The organism is Nitrospirota bacterium (assembly GCA_016219645.1).
GTDB lineage: Bacteria > Nitrospirota > Nitrospiria > Nitrospirales > Nitrospiraceae > Palsa-1315.
In genome coordinates this window covers 238,714-259,517 of the sequence record JACRLR010000016.1, presented here as the reverse complement: position 1 = coordinate 259,517, position 20,804 = coordinate 238,714, and the positions used below count along the sequence as shown (strand labels likewise).

At 57.2% G+C, this 20,804-nt stretch carries 16 protein-coding genes; 7 read left to right on the top strand and 9 right to left on the bottom strand.

Annotated elements, in window-relative coordinates; all coding sequences use genetic code 11:
* Positions 1-97: 97 nt before the first annotated feature.
* The 6 genes from deoC to recA form a co-directional block, all read right to left on the bottom strand.
* Complete coding sequence (gene deoC, locus HZB34_05540; GenBank protein ID MBI5315415.1) at positions 98-775, bottom strand: deoxyribose-phosphate aldolase; 678 nt, start codon at positions 773-775, stop codon at positions 98-100.
* Between the two features lie 3 nt (positions 776-778).
* Positions 779-1,861, bottom strand: a complete 1,083-nt coding sequence (gene mltG / locus HZB34_05535) for an endolytic transglycosylase MltG (GenBank protein ID MBI5315414.1) — start codon at positions 1,859-1,861, stop codon at positions 779-781.
* Positions 1,776-2,348 (bottom strand): Holliday junction resolvase RuvX, encoded by a 573-nt coding sequence (ruvX, locus tag HZB34_05530; protein MBI5315413.1) that lies wholly within the window; start codon positions 2,346-2,348, stop codon positions 1,776-1,778. The genes mltG and ruvX overlap by 86 nt, the downstream gene beginning before the upstream one ends.
* Positions 2,338-4,983, bottom strand: a complete 2,646-nt coding sequence (gene alaS / locus HZB34_05525; protein ID MBI5315412.1) for an alanine--tRNA ligase — start codon at positions 4,981-4,983, stop codon at positions 2,338-2,340. Before alaS ends, ruvX begins: the two co-directional genes overlap by 11 nt.
* 79 nt (positions 4,984-5,062) lie before the next feature.
* A complete protein-coding gene (locus tag HZB34_05520) occupies positions 5,063-5,578 on the bottom strand; it encodes a regulatory protein RecX (GenBank protein ID MBI5315411.1) in 516 nt (171 codons plus the stop codon).
* Between the two features lie 48 nt (positions 5,579-5,626).
* The gene (gene recA, locus HZB34_05515) at positions 5,627-6,721 is read right to left on the bottom strand and encodes a recombinase RecA (GenBank protein MBI5315410.1); all 1,095 of its coding nucleotides are present in this window, start codon (positions 6,719-6,721) and stop codon (positions 5,627-5,629) included.
* A gap of 202 nt (positions 6,722-6,923) precedes the next feature.
* Between recA and HZB34_05510 the strand changes: the two genes are divergently transcribed.
* The 7 genes from HZB34_05510 (at position 6,924) to HZB34_05480 (ending at position 14,107) form a co-directional block, all read left to right on the top strand.
* Positions 6,924-8,003, top strand: a complete 1,080-nt coding sequence (locus HZB34_05510) for a response regulator (GenBank protein ID MBI5315409.1) — start codon at positions 6,924-6,926, stop codon at positions 8,001-8,003.
* Positions 8,004-8,176: 173 nt separating this feature from the next.
* Positions 8,177-8,557 (top strand): Hpt domain-containing protein, encoded by a 381-nt coding sequence (locus HZB34_05505; protein ID MBI5315408.1) that lies wholly within the window; start codon positions 8,177-8,179, stop codon positions 8,555-8,557.
* A 50-nt stretch (positions 8,558-8,607) separates the two neighbouring features.
* Positions 8,608-8,997: a response regulator gene (locus HZB34_05500; GenBank protein MBI5315407.1), complete on the top strand. Its 390-nt coding sequence runs from the start codon at positions 8,608-8,610 to the stop codon at positions 8,995-8,997.
* A complete protein-coding gene (gene tadA / locus HZB34_05495) occupies positions 8,985-10,727 on the top strand; it encodes a Flp pilus assembly complex ATPase component TadA (GenBank protein MBI5315406.1) in 1,743 nt (580 codons plus the stop codon). The genes HZB34_05500 and tadA overlap by 13 nt, the downstream gene beginning before the upstream one ends.
* 780 nt (positions 10,728-11,507) lie before the next feature.
* Entirely contained in the window at positions 11,508-12,167 is a 660-nt protein-coding gene (locus HZB34_05490) for a response regulator transcription factor (GenBank protein MBI5315405.1), read from the top strand.
* Positions 12,168-12,329: 162 nt separating this feature from the next.
* Positions 12,330-12,992: a cyclic nucleotide-binding domain-containing protein gene (locus tag HZB34_05485; protein MBI5315404.1), complete on the top strand. Its 663-nt coding sequence runs from the start codon at positions 12,330-12,332 to the stop codon at positions 12,990-12,992.
* A gap of 329 nt (positions 12,993-13,321) precedes the next feature.
* A complete protein-coding gene (locus tag HZB34_05480) occupies positions 13,322-14,107 on the top strand; it encodes a DUF928 domain-containing protein (protein MBI5315403.1) in 786 nt (261 codons plus the stop codon).
* Between the two features lie 93 nt (positions 14,108-14,200).
* Here HZB34_05480 and HZB34_05475 read toward each other — a convergent pair whose 3' ends face one another.
* The 3 genes from HZB34_05475 to HZB34_05465 all read right to left on the bottom strand — a co-directional run bounded on the left by HZB34_05475 (position 14,201) and on the right by HZB34_05465 (position 20,724).
* The gene (locus HZB34_05475) at positions 14,201-16,180 is read right to left on the bottom strand and encodes an adenylate/guanylate cyclase domain-containing protein (GenBank protein MBI5315402.1); all 1,980 of its coding nucleotides are present in this window, start codon (positions 16,178-16,180) and stop codon (positions 14,201-14,203) included.
* Positions 16,181-16,553: 373 nt separating this feature from the next.
* Positions 16,554-18,857, bottom strand: coding sequence for a CHAT domain-containing protein (locus HZB34_05470; GenBank protein MBI5315401.1), 2,304 nt, complete (start codon positions 18,855-18,857; stop codon positions 16,554-16,556).
* A 118-nt stretch (positions 18,858-18,975) separates the two neighbouring features.
* Positions 18,976-20,724 carry a ShlB/FhaC/HecB family hemolysin secretion/activation protein gene (locus tag HZB34_05465; GenBank protein MBI5315400.1) on the bottom strand — a complete coding sequence of 583 codons (1,749 nt, stop codon included), beginning with the start codon at positions 20,722-20,724 and terminating at the stop codon, positions 18,976-18,978.
* Positions 20,725-20,804: the final 80 nt, after the last annotated feature.

Sequence of the window (20,804 nt, the reverse complement as noted above, 5' to 3'; positions counted from 1 at the left end):
TGACAGTTCGAGGCTCGAATCTCCGAAAACTCACAACTCAGAACTCAAAACTCAAAACCCCCGCCTATCCTGCGCCTCACGCCTGACGTTTCACGCCTCACGGGCATCGAGAATGCCTGCGGGCCCATTCAGCGACGATTGCGAGGCTTGCGCTGGTACCGATCCGATCCGCGCCGGCCTCCAGCATGGCCAGCGTAGTCTTCCAGTCTCTGATGCCGCCCGAGGCCTTCACCTTCACCCGACCGGCCACAGTCTCTTTCATTAATCTCACATCCTCCACCGTTGCACCGGCGGCGCCGAACCCGGTCGATGTCTTCACATAGTCGGCTCCCGCCTCTACAACCAACTCGCAGGCCGTACATTTCTCTCGATTGGTCAGATAACAGGTTTCGAGGATGACCTTGTGTTCGACGCCCGGGGTCGCCTGCACAACTTCGGCAATGTCCTTGCGCACATACTCAGAATCTCCCGACTTCAGCCGGCTCACATTGATGACCATATCCAGGATCTGTGCACCGCGCCCCACCGCATCGACGGCTTCGGTGACTTTGGTCTTTGTCGTGTGACCACCGAGGGGAAACCCGATAGGGATGCCGACCAGAATTGCCGTGCCTGCGACAGCACTCACGGCATCCTCGACATAGCAAGGCGGCACGAAAATCACGGTGAACCGATGCTCCTTCGCTTCCTGGCACAGTCGCAGAACATCGATCCTTGTGGCATCCGGGCGAAGCACCGTGTGGTCTATGAGAGCCGGCAGGTTCCATTCAGACATCATTCAAGAAACTCCTGCTGTGCGGACAAGGGCCCTCTCCCCGGGGACGATTGACGTCTGAGAATGGGGGCTACGACGAAAGGGCCGCTTCTGATATTTCTCGACCGCCTTGTTATGTTCGATCAGTGTCCCTGAGAACTGATGGGTTCCATCGTTCCGGGAGACAAAATACAGGGAACGGGAATCAGACGGATAGAGTGTCGCGCGAATCGCCTGAATGCCCGGGTTGGCAATCGGTCCAGGCGGCAACCCCTGCACCCGATAGGTGTTGTAGGGACTGGGGCTGGACAGGTCTTTCTTGCGTAAATTTCCGTCGAAGGACGGCAAACCATAAATGACGGTCGGATCGCTCTGTAATGGAATATGCTTCTTCAGCCGGTTGTGAAACACCGCGGAAATTTCAGGCCGCTCGCTGCCGGCCCCTGTTTCCTTCTCGATGACGGAGGCAAGGGTCAAGACTTCGTGGATCGTCATCTTGAGTTCCTCCATCCGTGCAAGGAGATCCGGTCCGACCACCTGTTTGAGCCGCTCTACCATAGCCACCAACAGTTCCCGCGCTTTGATGGGGCGAGGGAACTTATACGTGTCGGGATAGAGATACCCCTCCAGCGTCTCGGCTTTGATCCCCAAGGATCGGATAAATTCCCTGTCCCTCGCAAGCCGGATAAATTCCTCACGATCCGTGAGGCCCTGTTGCGAGGCAACATCGGCAACTTGGTTGATGGTGAGCCCTTCGGGAACCGTCACCGGATGGAGCACCACTTGGCCGCTCAACAGCTTCGAGAGGATTTCGGCCGGCGTCATGCCGGGATTCAGTTCGTACTCCCCCGCATGAACTTTTCTGTCGGCCGATTGGGATTTTCCAAAGAGGACAAAGGCCGTACTGCTCTTGATCAATTGTTCACGCTCAAGCAGCTCCGCGACATGCTGAAACGTTGAGCCATCCGGGATGACGACGACTTTCGAAGGCGGGTGTTCCTCCGTGGGGATGACCGGACCTTCAGCCCAGCGAATCGTCTGATAGGCGGCGACGCCGATTGCGACGGTCACGACCAGCAGACACCCGAGAATGATCCGTAGTTTCATGAGGTGGCTCTACCGTTTCTCCCTCTGCATCCTGGTCCGCCCATGATTCCGGTTCCCGCTTCACCGCCGGCTCGAGGCTTGCCAGATAACTCTGGAGTAGGATCGAAGCGGCGATGCGATCCACCACACCCTTGCGCTTTTTCCGGCTGACATCGGCAGCGATCAAGAAATCTTCCGCTGCCTTCGTCGTCAGCCGCTCATCCCACAGAATCACGGGAACGGTCACGCCCTGTTCCAACCGGGTCTGGAACTCTCGCATCGCCTGGATCGCCGGCCCCTCGCGGCCATCCAATTGCATAGGGAAACCCAACAGAACCTGCCTGACCTCATGTGTCCCGACGAGGGATGCAATATGGGCAATGTCCCGGTCCAGCGTATGCCGATTGAGTGTTTCAAGCGGCTGTGCTGTCCAGCCCAGCTCATCACTCAGAGCGACTCCGATCCGCTTGGTCCCGTAATCGAGCGCGAGAATCCGCTTACTTCCCATGAGTGTACCGCTCTACCGTGCGTTCGACCAGACCAAAGACCTTTTCCAACGCCACATCCAGCTTGGCCGGATCCTTCCCTCCAGCCTGCGCCATCTCCGGCCTGCCGCCGCCGGTACCGTCGACTTCCGCCGCCATCTCCTTAATGAGATCACCGGCTTTGAGTTTGCCGATCAAGTCCTTTGTCACGACAACCAGCAGAGACACTTTCCCGTCTCCCGTCGCGGCGCCGAGAGCCACGACGCCGCTTTTCAACTTGTCCCGCAACTGATCGGCCAGCGCCCGCATACCGTTCCCATCCAGACCATCGGTCCGCTGCACATGCACCTGGATACCGGCTATCGTTTTCGCCTTGGCCTCGACCGCCGATCCACTGGCCATTTTTAATTTCAGCTCTTCCAGCTCACGTTCTTTGTCTTTCAGCTGCGTCATGACCTTGCGGGTCTTGGCGACCAATTCTGACTGGCCGACCTTGAGCAGATCCGAGAGGTCTCGAATATCCGTTTCCAATTTCTTCATGTGAGCGAGCGCCCCGGTGCCGGTTTGCGCTTCGAGACGCCGTACACCGGCCGCAACGCCGGTCTCCGACAGGATCCTGAACAGCCCGATATCTCCTGTCCGCCGGCAATGAGTTCCGCCACAGAGCTCCTTACTGAAGGACTCGACGGTCACCACCCGCACCTGCTCGCCATATTTATCGCCGAAGAAAGCCAATGCCCCCTTGGCCACCGCATCCTGAATGCTCATCACCTCGGTCGCGACTTGCTCGTTCTTCCGCACTTCGTTGTTCACGACCGTTTCAATCTCGTCGATATCCCGGGAAGACAGGGGTCTGAAATGGGCAAAGTCGAATCGCAAGCGATTGGGCCCGACAAGCGACCCATACTGTTTCACGTGAGGGCCCAGCATATCCCGCAACGCGGCATGGACCAAATGGGTGGCAGTATGGTTTCGCTGCGCATCCTGCCTCGTCGTCGCATTGACGGTCAGATGCAACGACTCACCCTCGCGAATCCGCCCTTTCGTGACGGTCCCCTTGTGCAGAATCAAGGTCGGCACCGGTCTCATGGTTTCCTTGATCTCTACCTGCCCGTCATGGCCCGCCAGAATGCCCCGGTCGCCGACCTGCCCACCACCTTCCGCATAGAACGGCGTCACATCCAGAACGACTTCAACTTCATCGCCTTCCGCCGCTTCTTTGACCAACCGGTCATCCTTCAAAATCGCCTGCACAAGACTCTCGCTTTCCAGGCGATCGTAGCCGATGAATTTTGTCGTTCCGAGCCGCCCCGCCAATTCAGCAACTGTGGGCCGGGCCGTCTCCTGTTCAAACCCGCCGGTTTTGCGCGCACGAGTCCTCTGTTCCTCAATCGCCTGGTCGAATCCCGCCTCATCGAGCCTCATCCCCTGCTCGCGGCAAGCCTCTCCTATCAAGTCCATCGGAAACCCATAAGTGTCATACAGTTTAAAGACGTCGGAGCCGGTGAGAACCTGACTCCCGGAAGAACGCGCCTTGGCAATCATCTCGTTGAGGATCGGCAACCCCTGATCGAGCGTGGCAATGAACCGTTCTTCTTCACCTCTGGTCGCTTCGGCAATCGTCGCGGCAGCGCCTTTGACTTCCGAATAGGCACTGGCCATCTGAGTGACGACCGCCTCGGTCAATTCGTAGAGGAAGGGCTCGACGATGCCCAGCAGCCGTCCATGACGCGCGGCCCGCCGCAGAATCCGCCGCAGCACGTAGCCGCGTCCCTCGTTCGACGGCAATACTCCATCGGCCATCAAAAATGTGATGGCGCGAAGATGATCCGCCACCACGCGCATCGACCGGTCGGTATGGTCTTGCTCCCCATATCGAACCCCGGCCCTGCCGGCCACGGCGCTGAGCAACGGGGTGAACACATCGCTGTCATAATTGCTGTAGACGCCTTGTGCCACCGCCGCCAACCGTTCCAACCCCATGCCCGTATCAATACTAGGCTTGGGTAACGGATGCAGCGTTCCCCTCACATCCCGGTTGTACTGCATGAACACGAGATTCCAAATCTCGATGACGCGGTCACCTTCACCATTCGGCCGATCGTCACCCGGCACCGACGGCCCCTGGTCAAAATGGAGTTCCGAGCAGGGGCCACAGGGCCCTGTATCCCCCATCTGCCAGAAATTATCTTTCTCGCCGCACCGAACAATCCGCGAAGGCGGGACTCCGATCTGCTTCCATAACCGGTCCGCTTCGTCGTCGTCGCGAAAGATCGTGACCCACATCCGATCCTTCGCCAGGCCGACCGTCTGGGTCAGAAATTCCCAGCCGAACCGGATGGCGTCGTCTTTAAAGTAGTCGCCGAAGGAAAAATTTCCCAACATTTCAAAGAACGTATGGTGGCGCCTGGTATAGCCGACATTCTCCAAATCGTTGTGTTTGCCTCCCGCGCGGAGACACTTCTGTACAGTGACCGCCCGGTTGTAGGCGCGCGTTTCCTCGCCGAGAAACACCCGCTTGAACTGATTCATCCCGGCATTGGTGAAGAGCAGCGTCGGATCGGCCTGGGGAATCAAAGCGGAACTCGGCACGGCCTGATGGCCATGCTGTTCAAAATATCGAATGAAGGCTTGTCGTAATTCTTGAGTGCTGTTCATACTAGGCTTAACCCACAGTCCGAAGGCTGAAGGCCGAAGGTTGGGGTGACCTCTTTCGATTCAGACAATTCAACATTCCTCATTGATCATTCAACATTCCTAGTACCGACTGTATGGTATCTTCGCCGAAGCCACGTTGGCTCAAGAGTCTCGCAACCCGGCCCAGCATCCGGGGCGAGGTGAGCTTCCCGGCCGTCGCAACCACCTGCATGGCCAGGTCCCGTTCACTCACCTTGCGGTAGCTAGCCCCTAATGTCGCCTGCACGATGGATTCAGAGCAACCGGTGGTGAGCAGTTCCTCTTGCAGGCGCGCACGACCCATCGGCATACGCGCGAGTCGCTGGTCGGCCCACCGAGACGCGAAGGCGGCATCGTCGAGGTATTTCAACGAAGTCAACCGCCGCACTACGGTGCGAACCTGAGCAGGAGAGGCCCCTTTCGCCGCGAGCAGCTTTGCGATCTGGTCCGTCGTGCGGTCCCTGCGGGCCAGAGCGCGCACCGCGAGTTGCAGCCACTGATCCTGTTCGACACCCGTGATGCGTGAAGCGTATCTCGTGAAGCGTCGTTCGTTTCCGGATTCATTTGAACGCTTCACGCTTCACGCTTCACGAACGACTGTGCCAACATAGTTTTTCCTGGCGTTCTAGACTCCCACCTTGTGCGGGCGCCGCTCCTCGCGCTTATCCTCGGCCTTTTTTTCGTCTTTCACCGGCGTCACCATTGATTTGTCCGGCGTACGCCCCGGCAAACCGGCCAGGTCACGCAGCTTCCCTTCTATTTCACGAGCCAACGGCTGGTTACTCAACAAAAAGTCTCTGACTGCATCGCGTCCCTGCCCAAGCCGTTCGCCCTGATAGGAGTACCAGGCTCCGGACTTCTCCACCACTTTCTTTTCAACCCCCAGATCGACCAGCTCGCCGGACTTTGAAATGCCCTGGGCAAACATGATGTCGAACTCCGCCTGCTTGAACGGCGGCGCCATCTTGTTCTTGACCACCTTCACGCGCACGCGGCTACCGGTGACATCCTGCCCCTCCTTGATCGACTCGATGCGCCGGATATCCAGACGCACGGACGAATAGAACTTGAGCGCATTGCCGCCTGTCGTCGTCTCCGGGTTGCCGAACATCACGCCGATCTTCATCCTGATCTGATTGATGAAAATCAGCGTCGTCTGCGACTTGGAAATGGCTGCCGTCAACTTGCGAAGGGCTTGCGACATCAGCCTCGCTTGCAGCCCCATATGCGCATCGCCCATTTCGCCTTCGATTTCGGCTCTCGGTACGAGTGCTGCGACAGAGTCCACCACGATGACATCGATCGCTCCGCTCCGGACGAGCGTCTCGGCAATTTCCAGCGCCTGCTCGCCGGTGTCCGGCTGTGACACCAACAGATCGTCCGCCTGCACACCCAGCTTCTTCGCATAGGTCAAATCCAGCGCATGTTCCGCATCGATAAAGGCGGCGGTGCCTCCAGCCTTCTGTGCCTCTGCAATGACATGCAGCGTCAACGTTGTCTTGCCTGAAGACTCAGGGCCGAATATCTCGATCACCCGGCCGCGGGGAAGCCCGCCAACCCCCAATGCAATGTCGAGCCCAAGAGATCCGGTTGAAATCGCCGGAATATCACCGGGAGCATCGGCCCCCCCCAACTTCATAATCGCCCCCTTCCCATACTGTTTCTCAATTTGGGACAGGGCCAGATCCAGCGCGCGCTTCTTCTCGTCTTTTTCAGCCATGGTTGCTCCTCATGTGATAGAGAGATCAGGGGCGATTATACCCAAGTTGAGAGAAAGAAACCTAGCCCGAGTTTGAGGCTGAAGGCCGAAGGTTAGAGATCGTGGGTCAGATTCGAAGTTCCGAACACTTCAGACCTTCAGCCTTCGGCCTATTCAAGCGATTTCATTGACCAGTAGCGGAGATAGAGATACAAGTACTCCTATGCCTTCGACTCTCGCCCCAGACATAAGCGTCCGAAAACCGACGGTCCTGATCGTGGACGATGAGAGTGCTCCCCGCTCGGCTCTCACCCAAATCCTCAAGCAGGACTTCCACATCCTCACGGCGGAGAATGCACACGCAGCCCTGGCTGTCCTCAACGACCATGGCGTCGATCTCGTGACGCTGGATCTGAAATTGCCTGACCGTTCCGGATCGGACCTTTTACATGAGATCAAGCGTGCGCATGCCGAAATCGAAGTCATCATGGTCACGGCCTACGGCAGCCTTCAATCCGCGATGGATTGCATCCGCCACGGCGCAGCCGGCTTTCTCCTCAAACCGTTCAATGCCTCAGAACTGCTGGCAATTTCTCTGCAGACGGCACAAAAGAAACATCGGCTCGATCAACTGCGCCCGACCCTCGTCAATTCGACGGCGCTCTGGGGCCCGGAGCCGTCCTGTTCGAAGGCCTGGGAGACTCTCGTCTCAGACTACCGCGCCATCAACCCACTCCCTGCGTCCCAGGGCGATGAGACATCGCCGTTGGTTCCCCTCGTCTCCGACCTCCTGGAAGCCAAGGATCGTTACCTGCTCAATCATGGAAGCCGCGTCAGTTTTTATGCGACGCTGGTTGCCAATCGGCTCGACCTTCCCATCGCCGAACAGCAATCCCTCGCACTCGGCGCCCTCGTGCATGACCTCGACTTGATCAGCATCCCGGGTCCCCACATACTGAACAGGGAATCCGACCAGCAGATCCATCGCCCCGGCCTCGGTGCGAAGATGGGCCGAGCGATGGGATTACCAGCCGACGCCGTGCAGATTATTGCACTCCATCATGAGCGATGGGATGGAACAGGCTACCCCTTTGGTCTAGAAGAAGAACGCATACCCTTGCTCGCCCGCATCGTCAGTATTGCCCAAGTGTTCGACCAGCTGACCGCCGAACAGCCTGAGCAAACAGCACTCCCCATCACGCAAGCGCTCCAACAGATTGAACAGCAAGCAGGCACAGCCTTCGATCCCGGCTTGACCGAACTGTTCTGCAGCACCATGCACGAGCAGCCCCAACGGCACTGAATAGACTCCACTGGTCTATCTGGTCTGTCTGGTCCTTTGGTCTATCCGGCCGAATCCCCTAAAGTAATTCAAGATATTGCCGACAGAGAATGGCGAGGCCCTGCCTTGTTTCGTTGGGTTCGACAGGACTCGCGACTGGACTCTGTCACTTCTATGAAGGATTGGATCTCACGATGAACCTCGCTCAGGAAGAACCGACAGGGATCGGGGCTCCCGTGGACTTTCCAGCGGCGCTTGGCTGGGTCGATGGAGACCAGGCGCTCCTGGCTGAACTCATCGGAATATTTCTCGAGGACTGTCCCCGCAGACTCCAGGAGCTCGAGCAGGCGGCGAGCGAAGGCAATGCGATCGGCGTCAGGCAGAGCGCGCATAGTTTGAAAGGCATGGTCGCATGTTTCGCCACCAGATCGGCCCAGAGACTTGCGGCCGAGATGGAAGACCTGGGCAAGGCCGGGAACTTGTCGAAGGGCCCGGAGCTCCTTCCAACGTTGCTGGCGGAATTCGCTCGCGTCATGCATCACCTCAAGGCAACGGACTGGCAAGGAAAGAACTGACCACTGGTGACGGACGAATGGACGCCCAGGCATCGGGAAGGACTGCCCAGATGATGAAGGTTGTGGTCGCGGATGACGACCGGATGTTCCGCAAAGCCGCAGAAACGACCCTGCGCCGGCAGGGCTACTCAGTGACCACCGCGTCTGATGGGGAAGAAGCCCTCCAACTCATCCGTTCTGAGCAACCGGATCTTATTGTCCTCGATCTGATCATGCCCAAGCTCCAGGGATTCGACGTCCTCCAGGTTCTCAAACAGGACGACCTCACAGCACACATCCCGGTGATCGTCTTAAGCAGTCTGGCTCAGGACCAAGATAAACAGGAGGCGCTGGACCTCGGAGCAATCGCCTACTTCAACAAATCCGCCTTCTCGCTCAGCGAGCTTGTCAACCAAGTCGAACAGACCCTTACCAAAGGACAAGGCACATGCCAGAGTTGAAGGTCCGCGACGAAGAACTTCAAAAGCTCTTGGTGGAACAGCTTGGAGTCATCGACCGAGCCGACTTCGACAGGGCAAGCACCCTCGCCCAACGGCTCAGATCTCCCCTGATCCATACGCTTGTCGAGCAGGGCCGCATTCCACAAGCCTTCTTGTTAGAGCAATTGGCCCGCAGTTGGAACGTCGGATTTGTCAACCTGACGATCGGCCACGTGAAGGGAGACATCATCAGCACCCTCCAAGAATCCTTCGCGCGCAAACATCTCCTCATTCCATTCAACCGCGAGGGCGACCAGCTGCATGTCGCCATGGCCGATCCTCGCGAGCGGAACGTTGTGAGTGAGATCGAGCGCATCACGGGGCTGCGCGTCAGTCCGTTTCTCGCGACAGAGGCATCGATCAGGCGGGCGCAACTGTTGTACAAGAAAGAGTTGCGGGAGATTCTCGACCGTTCGACGACGGAGAAGACGACTGATCTCACGTCGGCAAAGCAGCATGATGCAAACGAGTCGACCATCGTGGATGCAGTTCAACGGCTGCTGCTATACGCTGCCGTCACACGAGCGTCTGATATCCACATCGAGCCATTCGAGCTCGAAACGGTCATCCGTTACCGCGTGGACGGCGTGATGCGCGAGGTCTTCAGCCTCACGTCGGCGCTTCAGCTTCCTCTGGTCTCGCGCATCAAAATTCTGTCGGGCATGCGCATCGACGAGCGACGTATCCCGCAGGACGGCCGCTTCGAAGCCAACCTCGACGGCTTTAAGGTGGACCTCCGTGTCGCGTCAGTTCCCACACAGTGGGGAGAAAAAGTCGTCCTCCGGATTCTTTCAAAGGACAACGTCATCATCGATTTGGAGGACCTCGGACTGGTGCCCGCCGATTACCAGATTATTCTCAGAAATATCATGAAACCCTTCGGGATGGTGCTGATCACCGGCCCGACCGGATCGGGCAAATCGACGACGCTCTACGCCATGCTGATGCGGATCGGAACGGAACGCCAAAATATTGTCAACATCTCGACCATTGAAGAACCAGTCGAATACTCGATCCCAAGAGTCAACCAAACCCAGGTGAATCATCAAACAGGTGTCCAGTTTTCCACGGGGCTGAGGGCTCTGCTCCGCCAAGATCCCGACGTCATCATGGTCGGAGAGATCCGCGATAAAGAAACAGCCGAGATCGCTGTCCAGGCTGCCCTGGTTGGACGGCTTCTCCTCTCCACGCTGCATACCAACGACTCCACCGGAAGCATTCCTCGCTTGCTCGACATCGGAGTGGAGCCGTATCTGCTGTCATCGTCCCTGACCCTCGTGGTAGCCCAGCGGCTCACCCGTAGAATTTGCAAGAATTGCCGCGAGAGCGTGACGCCCAGCAGCCGGATTCTCGAATCCATCCAATCGCGCCCGGATTTCTCAGAAACGATCGATGTGCTCAAGCGAGACGGCATCTTGCGCAAATCGCAGACTGGGCTGGCAGGAGTCAGACTCTACAACGGGAAAGGCTGCACGCAATGCCAGGGCAGCGGTTTCACCGGTCGGCTCGGCCTGTTTGAGATCTTCGAAGTCGATGAGGATATTCGAGACTTGATTATGCAGCGGAAACCGGCGTCGTTTATCCGCTCGACCGCGATCATGAAGGGGATGAAGACGATGTTTCAAGATGGGCTGGCAAAGGCTTTCATGGGTGAAACAACCCTTGAAGAAGTCTTCCGTGTGGCCCTGTGAGTCTCCCTAGAGGGGCTTATCTGGTCCATTTAGTTTATATGGTTTGTTTGGTTTCTTTGGTTCTTCGAACGAAGCCAATCAATTAACAAGACAAAGCGATATGAAACGTCAGACACCGAGAGGTAGACCCCAGAAAATCACAGGAAATCGGCAAACTGCGCGCTGCTTGATCGTCCAGTACCACCTACTCCGGCACTGCGTGGCGATTGAATATCGATTTTGAGATAGGTTCTAAACAAACGAGACTCTCTGACGGGCGTTGACAGACTTTCCTATGACATGCTAGCGTCCAACCCCTACCTAGAATGTATCGGACAGGGGAACAACGGCGTTTCCCGCGGGCCGCGAGAAATTTGCGGCTAGACAATGACGTCCTCCAGCCCAACGGGCGAGAGGGCGTTTTTTATTTTGGTTCGAGAAGGTAGGCGCATGGAGCCACTATCAGGAAAAGGTCCATGTCCTGAGAATCAAATCAGATTCAGCATGGATCGTTTTACATTCAGACAGAATGCCTGGTTGGGCTGCTCGCTGTACGGGAAAGAGGTAAGGCATACCTGCACATCGTCGTTCCAGTCCGGTGATTTAGATCTTTGTGCCGATCCCTTCGTCAGGACGACAACCCTCTGGCCTGCAGCTTGCTTACGTAGAGACCAGAAACGCAACAGAAGGAGTTGAACCGCATAGCTTTGACGCAAGATAGATAAATGAGTCCGCGCAATAACCGCATGCATGAACCGCGTACTCTTTGTGACGGTTAATCCCGGCAGATTTGGAGGGGATATGTCAATTCTCACAGCGGAAGACACTGCCCGATCGCTCAACGGACACAAGCAGTCACCGCGCCTCCAGGAACAAGTCGGTACCGGCGTCATCCTCTTCAATAGCACGGGTCATCTCTTGTTTGTAAACAGCGAAGCCCAGGCATTTATCCGGCAACTGCAGCCCCTCTCAACCGGAGAAAACGGCGCCTGTCCTATTCCCGAAGATATCCTCACCGTTGTCCGCGCCCTCGTCGCTCGCCTCATGCACTGTGATCATCCCAAGGACCTCGAATCCTTCCAATTGGAACGGCTCTGTGTTGCCCCCGGTCAGCAGTTCCTCCTTCGCGGTCTCTGTATTCCCGATGAACCCCTTGCGCGAAACAGCAGATGCCTCGTCATCATGGAAAAGCTGAATCAGCACAAACTCGAATCCACTGACGCAGACATCCAGCGGCTCTATCACCTGACCGAACGCGAACAAATGGTCATCATTTACCTCAAGCTCGGATTTACCAACAAAGAAATCGCCGGACGAATGAATCTCAGCGAATACACCGTCAAAGAACATCTGAAGCGGATTATGCATAAGACAAAAACCACAACCCGCACGGGCCTCGTGGGCCGCATGATCTTCCCGACATCTGAAGAACCATCCCGCGTGCCCCTTCGGGAGCGATAGCCATCGGCCTTCCTTAGCCACACCATCCGGCCACCAGCCGAATATTTCGCACTCGATATCTCGCCACGAGCCTTGTACCATACAAGGCTACAGCTCCGTGACTTGACCCTCATTGTACGTTTCACGGCAACTGGGCGCGCAGTAGCGCAAGGAAGGTCAGAGATGACGACGGCAGGCTATGTTTGCGGCTTCATCGGCGCCGCCCTCACACTGGCGAGCTACTGGATGAAGAGCATGATGCCATTGCGCCTGGTGGCGCTGGCAGCGAGCGGCTTTTTCGTGGCCTATGGATGGCTGGAAGCAGCGCTACCCACACTGGTGCTGTACAGCGCCATGATCCTGATCAACAGCAAGAAAGCCTGGGAGATACGCACGCTCGTCCGCGCGATTGAGACCGCAAAATCAGACGCGCCGATCGCTGAATGGCTGCTGCCGCACATGACGCGCCGCCAGGCCAAGGCCGGGCAGACGCTATGGAAGAAGGGCGATGTGGCCACCGAGATGGTCTATCTCGAGTCCGGCACGCTGCGCCTGGTCGAGCACGACGAACAATTGGCCCCCGGCTCGCTGATCGGCGAGATCGGCCTCTTCGCACCAGACAACAGGCGCACGCTGACGGTCGACTGCGCGACCGACTGTACATTATACAGCCTCACGAAAGAGGGCATGGCGCAGTTATACTTCCAGAACCCCAAGCTCGGCTACCACATCATGCGGTTAATCGTTGCCCGCCTGATGCGCGACGCCGAAAAGGCCCGTCAATCTCCCCGCCTCGAAAACACACACCGGATACAGGCTGAAGCCGATCCTCCCCTTCAGCCTTAACCTTTCAGTAAGCTGGCGGACATTTTCAGCACCCTGTCGGACAACAGCTCCCATGGCAGAAGGCCCTTGCATTCATCCCTATTCCAGCCTATCCTGGGCGAAATGAATGAGATCTCCGAATCGTCCGGGGATCATAATCATCCACCCATTTCATAGGACAAGTCCTCTGTATGGGAAGGCCGAACACACTGCACTCCCTGCAAATAGAGGTCCCCTCAATCAAGGGGATTCAATTTCCTCTTCGACCCTCTTACTATCAAACGTCGTTGGTTTACTCATTGCATACTTCTTAGGGGCCAGCAAAGGTATCGGAAAACAGGAGGTGCTCCATGGAACGAATATCCGCCCCGAAATGGGGTGTCATAATCGGTTTTCTTATCAGCCTACCGCTTGTCGTGACCGCAGAGGAAAATCCAACCGCCGCCTCATCGCTAGCGAAGGAGGTCAAAGAGCAGAAAGCGCAGGCTGGACAGGTTGTGAAACCTGTCCTCTATCAGCCGCCCCGCGGTCTCGGCGCCCCTTCAGCCGGTCGGAGGGTGGGAGGAGGGACTCGAGGAACAAACAAGTCTGTCCCAATTCTGTCTGTTCTTGCGCCAGGCCATACAGGCCTAACAGTACGTGAACAACCGGATCTCTATTGGTTCGCTTCTGACGTCGTGACCAACCCGGTAGAATTGACCCTGACGCTTGAGAAAGGCGATACCCCTCTCCTGGAGAAGCGATTGCCGATTCCCACCCACGCGGGGGTACAGCGAGTGCGCCTCTCAGACTATGGGGTAAAACTGATTCCCGGCGAGCGGTACAACTGGTCGATTTCCCTCGTCCTAGACCCGAAACGTCGGTCCAAAGATGTCATTGCGGTGGGGGCCATCGAGCGAGTCGAACGCGCCGGTCTCGATCAAGCGACCCTCGCAGCCGGCCCGACAACCGATAGCTTTTATCGATTCGCGGCTGATGGGCTATGGTATGACGCAGTGATGACCATTTCGGAGTTGATCGAATCAGCGCCGGCCGATCAGGCGTTGCGAAAACACCGGGCCGAGTTGCTGGATCAGGTGGACTTATCCGAGGTCGGAAACTTTGACCTCACGATGCAGGATGGAAAAACCGGGTAAGGACCGCTTGGGCGAAGAAGTTCTGAGTGTTGAGTTTCGGGTTCTCGCTCAGCACTCAGGTCCGGACCTAACTCAAAACTCAGCACTCAAAACTCAACACTTCTCCCCTGCGTGATCGACGACTCTGTAGACCACAAGGGTTTGTTCTTTGCCTTTGACCGTGACTTCCCCGATTGGATCGAGCACGAAGCGATTACCAAGGTAACGCTTCGTGCCCTCGTCGATCAAGATCCGGCATATACGCCGACCAGGTGTTTCTTGAACGATATCCCGATCCATACTTTCTAATCTCGCCGCCGTATTCACTGCATCACCGACCGTCGTGTATTTGAGTCGTTCCGAAGTCCCGACACTCCCGGCAACGACCAGTCCTGTATGAATTCCAATCCGCATCCCGACCGTCGCGAGGCCCTCCTGTAAATGTTTCATGTTGAGCCGATGCATCTGCTGTTCCATGGCGAGAGCACAAGTCACGGCATTCACCGCATCCTGAGCAATCTCCTCCTCCGAATTCCGTGGGAGCGGCACACCGAAGTTTGCTTTGATCGCATCGCCCGCGTAATCATCGATGACACCCCCGTGTTTGATCACCAGCCCCGCCATGACATCCAGATAGGCATTGACCCAGTGCATCAGCGCCTCAGGTGTCATTTTTTCCGACGCAGCCGTATAGCCCTTAAAGTCGGAGAAAAAGACCGTCGCGGTGAGTTGTTGGGGCCGGGGGCGCCCATCCAGCAGAAACTGCTCGCGCTGTCGCCAGACTGCTTCAGCCACTTCTCCGGACACGTGCTTGGAAAAGAGGTGCATCAGAAGGGCGCGCTCCTTCCGCTCCCGGCTCAACACCGACACCGTGACGGCCGACCCGGAGAGAAACCAGGCCAGGGCTGGTGGCACGAGCGGGATCCACCATCCCTGAGCAAAGGCCACAAACACGATCATGCCCAGGATGAGCAGCCCGCCTACCGCACCCAGCGCAAGCCGCCATGGAGAACGTATCCACACACCGAGGCCAGCTCCGCACAGCGCCCACAGAATCGTCCACAGCCACTCCTGTGCTTCACCGGGCGTGGCAGTCGGGCGCCGCCCGTCCATCGCAGCTCCGAGCAACTGACTGATGACGTGTGCATGCACAACGACCCCTGGAATCATACGGCCTGTGTCATTCCCGGAACTGAAGGGTGTATGGAACAGATCGGGAACACTCTCAGCCGTGACACCGAACAGGACGATCTTGTTCCTGATCGCCTCCGGATCGACCTGGTCGCTGAGGAGGGCGGTCAGTGAAAACGAGGGTGGCGGATTTTGGCCACGGTGAAAGTCCAACAGAATTTGATACCCGCCGGCGTCTGCGCCGACATATCCACCGTCATCGGGCCCAAACCGCCGCAGTGTCGTCGGCCCCAGGCGAAGCTGCTCAGGATCATCCGGATCTGGCTGCGGGCCAATCCCCTCCTCAGCAAGAAACAGCATCGCCAGTCTAATGGCAAAGCCATAGGCTGTTTCTTCTCCCACTTCTTGAAATAGCAAACCACGGCGAACAATTCCGTCGTGATCGATGAGGAGATCATTGAACGAAACCTGCTCGGTCCCGGCCAGCACCGGAGGAGGAGGAATACCGGCCACCGAGCCGCCACCAAGCTTAGTCACAGTAATGATCTGAGGATGTTCGACAAGTACTTTGTTCAGGTCTGTGTGACCGGGATCCACAGGAATATCACGATAGATATCGATTCCGATCGCGCGGGGCTGGAACTGTACAAGCCGTTCCAGCGCCTGCGCCAGAATCGCATCGGTGATCGGCCACCGTCCTTGCTTCAGAATATCCTGCTCCGTGACCTCGATCAGCACAATGCGGGGGTCAGACCCCTCGGCCCCTCGACGGGATTGGATCAGCCAGTCATAGACTGTGAGTTCAAGGGGTTCGAGAAGTAAGGTACTGCGGAGGCCGAGAACGGAGAGCCCGATCACGACTCCGGCAAGCAGGCTGACAGCGGCAAGCGATTGGCCCAGCTTCAGAAGAGTGCTCACGGCCAAAGCATAGACTAGCAGGGTATTGACAAACAACCAGAGCATGACCGAACCGCAAGGCCCGGATGCTCACAGATCCGTTCAGAAGCCTTCTACTTCCCTACACCATTTTTAGAGGGAGCGGCCAGGTGCCCTTCTTGCTCGCAGAACGCGCACGATAAAGCAGTGCTCGTTCGATGCGCGCAGTGAAGGGCAGCCTGGCCACTCCCTTCCCATCCTAGCAGGCTGCGGAAAAACTCGGTGGGTACGCCGAACGTTCACTGACCAGTACGTCGGAACAACAGAAGCACACTGTGCAGGATGCTCAAAAAGACTGTCCAGCAAGGCCGCAGCAAGCGAAGAGGCGAGGCGTACGCTTCGGTACGTTGAGCCTCTAAGCGCGGCGAGAACGCCGCTGGCGGACTTTTTCAGCATCCTGTTACAGCCAATTATTGAGCAACAAGAACGCCGCCCAATAGGCGGGATGATTGTAATCCGAGCTTTCGAGAAATTTGATTTGTGCACGCTGGAGAGCTATCGCCGTAGAAGCGACAGAATCGTCATGCAGTTGTCGATAAAACTCGGTGACCAGCTGGGAAGAAGCCTGATCATCAAGGAACCACAGCGACGCCAAGGCGCTCCTGGCCCCCGCCTTGATCGCCACACCGGCCAGACCCAATGCGGCTCGATCGTCCCCCGCAGCGGTCTCGCAGGCGCTCAGGGTGATCAGGGCCAAGGGTTCTTCACGAAAACGAAGCATGCCGACGTACTCTTCCAGCCGGTCCATCGTCATTTTCCCGTCATAAGCCAGCAGAAACGTCTCGTTGCTGTCGCTCTGGAACTGCCCGTGCGACGCGATGTGCATGACTGAGTAGGGATGCGCTTTCAATTCTTCTTGCACTCGAGACATCATGAATTGTTTGTTCAGAAGGCTGGTGCCGCCATACAGCTGGTGGATGGTCTCCAACTCACGCGAGACATGGGGCAGTGCTGGAAAATCCTGCACGGCCTCGGTGATGCCCACGGAGAGCAGTTTGATACTTTTGCGGTCCAGCGGACGAGGATCCGTGAGCGTGACGCCGGGGGTGGTCGCCACCGCATATTTCTTGATGAGAAATTCCTTGCCGTCATGCAGCGCAGCCAACGGGATAGTCCGAAGCGCACCGTCCGGCACAATGACCAGCGTGTCGATCCCGACACCTGCCCACAGAGGCTCGATCGGCTGGATCAACCACCCATACAAGGTCTTCGCATGGGCAAGATATTGGCGAGTACTACGTTTCTCCAGGAAGGTTCGAAATGCGCGGATTTCCTCCGTCAGGGTCTCAGCGCCGACTGGGACGGTCTTTCTCACCATGCCCGAAGGCAGACTCACCAGAATCTCCAAACGGTCCTGCAACATGATGGGGTAGATTACGGCCGCGGTCTTAGAAACCTGCTCCAGCCCCCTGGCCTGGGACTTCGCGGCCTGTACGCAATCATCCTGAAAATAATCTTGCAACTCCGCAACCTTGAACAGTTCAACCGTGTCACGGGCTTCGCGTAGTATGGCCTCACGATGCTGTGGATCTGCATCCCGATCAGTACCTTGAAGCAGGAGATCGGCCAGTTCGAAGTACACGGCTCCAACCGCCTCACGGAAGGAAGCGCCCGCCTGTTCCTCGGCGGTCATTGCAGAGACTTCCGGACGGATGGACTGAACTGCAACGATTGCCCTTCGGTACGAGTCGATCGCCTCCTTAGACCGTCCGAGACCCTTCAAGAGTCGGCCTGCCTGCCAATGCCACCGGTAGAGCGCTTCTGGCGCGGACGCTTGCTGACCCATCAAAATCGCCTGTTGCGTCACACCAAGGGCTTCCGTATACCGACGCTCGTTCTCGTAGAGCTTCCCCAGATGGCCCCACGCAAAGGAGGATCCACGAAGGTCGCCAAGTCGATCAGCAGTCCTGGCCGCGTCATGAAGCGCCTGAAACGCTGCAAGCGTGAGGTCTCTGTTCAGCTCAACGAGGAAGGCGCGCAGCTTGGCATAGGTCAATCCGACCGTGATGAATGCGCTGATCTGTTCGTGCGAGGGCTCAAGCCCGCGTAAGATGCCGGCGGCCTGGTCGAGCCGCTGTTTGCTGTCGCGATACTGTTTGGCGGACAACAACACGCGGGCGGCATTGACCTGGCTCGCGGCTGCCAGAAGCTTTACCGGAACCGCTTGAGCCGTTTGGAAACTTTCGGTATAGGCAGCCAGCGCGTCGTCAAATTTTCCCTGCGAAGCGGCAAGATTCCCTAGATCGTTCAGGATGGCGGCAGTCAATGCAGCCTGGGGAAGCGTCCTGGCCAACCGGAGGGATTCGCGCAGCGACTGCTCAGCCTCCGCATACTGACCGCCGGCTTGATACAGGTTGCCGGTCCTCCAAAGAATCCGTATCGATAAGAGAGAATTCTCAATGCCCGCTGCAAGGGCCTTGGCTTGATCAAGCCGAATCGCCGCAGTCTGATAACGGCCAAGCGACTGATAGGCCTCGGACAGACGAATCAATGCGTCGATCTGCTCCGGGCGTGCGGCAGACTGCTCGTAGGCCGCCGCCGCACTCGTCCAGCGCTCAACCGCCTGCTCAAAGTCGCCATGCTGATACGCCTGGCTCCCGTCCTTCATCAGCTGATCGACCGAAGGCGCCGCCTTCGCTTCGACACCAGCTCCAAATCCCACTAAGAGACAGAGAGAGAGCATCACGAGAATAGTGCGTGTCATGACGGGCTCCTTTGGTCTATCTCGTTCATTTAGTTTGTTTGGTTTGTTTAGTTGATTTGGTTCGAGGAACGAAAGAAACCAAACAAACCAGATAAACCAAATAGACCAAACAAACCAATTAGAATGCCTGGACCACCAACTGCATATGCACACCATAATCCTGCAGGTTGGTGTGCTTAGCCTCGGTAGGAGGATTCAGGCGTTGCCCCCAGTACAACTCAAATCGGCTCCCCCGCCAGAAATTCCATATCGTCCCCACTCCCACGCTCGCCAACCACTCAGGAGAAGGGGTGGCTTCAAGATTGACGACATCGCTGTTCCACGCCCGGCCGTAATCGAAAAATGGTACGAGATACAGAAGTTCTTCTCCGATCGCCGATGTATACACTGGAATCCGAGCCTCAAGGGATCCCAGAAAGGCATTGTCCCCCAGCTGCGAGAACTCCCGATAACCTCTCACGCTGTACCGCCCGCCGACCGCCATCTGCTCCATCAGGAAGAGGTGCTTGTTCGACAGCTGCAGATCGGCCCGCGCCAGCAATGTGACGCGTGTCGGGTTCAACCGCCTGACCAACTGCGTCTGGCCCAACCAGGAAAAAAATTCTCCGGTGGCCTGGTCAGGCCCGCTGTTGACAGTCGCCCCCAGTACGGGGAGGCCGAAGCTCATCCGGGACAGAGCCGAGATAACCTGATCCTGCGTGCGATGCACGTACTCCTGCGCGAAGCGCAGCGCCGATACCTGGGACAATCCGTTGGTGGATCCACTCTGGAATTCAAACGGGTTTCCAAGTAGAGACGTCCTGAATGATTCCGACTGGCCGCTCAACGACAAGGCAAACTCCTGAGACAGCGTGCGGAAGACGGGCTGTCGAAAGGTAAGCCCGATCAATTCGAACTTGCCTTCGATGTCCAGCGCCTTGACACTGCTGTCAATAACTGTGAAATCGGTCCGCCGGTAGTCTACGGCGAAGGTTGTATCGTAGGGGGTGAAGGGGATGACATAGTTCACGTTCAAGTTCGGATTGATCCCGCTGCCATGCGCATTCACATCGGTGCCAAACGATTGCCCATACTGGACGCTGACCCGGTCCCCGAACCCCAACAGATTTTCATCCACGATCGTCCCCAACACACGATTGGAACCAACCGTCGGTGTCGCGAAGTTGTTGTATTCAAGCCAGCCTTTAATCGGCCGGCGCTCAGCCACCCGGACGTTCAGCACACTTTCCCCGCGAGTCTCACCCGGTTTCAATTCTGCGTTGATCCGCTCGATGCGGGGGTCGGTTTGAAACAGCTGCAACCGCTGCTGAAGCGCATGCACGTTCACCGGCGGACCGGCGTCACGCCGGAGCCGGCTGGTGAAATAGCGGAACGAAAACCAGTAATTGCCCTCTACGTTAATCCGGCTCAATGTCCCCTCAATAACCTGAAGCCTGAGCAGTCCGTCCACGATCGCTTGATCCGGCACCAGAGTACCGGACGTGCTGTAACCACGTTTCACGTACAGCAACGTCAAGGCCAGACGCAGCGCTTCAATGTCTTCCGACGTGATCTCCCGATTGAGATAGGGATCAGTAACCTGGGCGAATTCTTGCGGGGTGAAGACCGTGCTCCCGAGGACCCTGATCTCCCGGACGTAGACTTTCACCGTGGGTATGGGTCCGCGCCGTTCTGGAACGGGAGCGGGTGGCAAGATACCGGGCAGGGGCGGCTCGGGCTTCGGAAGTTCCTTGGGCAACGGAGTGGGAAGAGGCATGATCGGAGGAGGGGGAGGAAGAGGGACAATCTGGGCCGACACAACGCCAGATAGAACCCAGGCGGCTGGCAACATCAATGTGGCAACAACCAGCCCCGCGCGAAGGCTCATCGAGAATCCCATCGGACTTGTTTGTTTGGTTTCTTTGGTTTGTTTTGTTTGTTTAGTTGTTTGGTTTCCCTAGGCCAAGC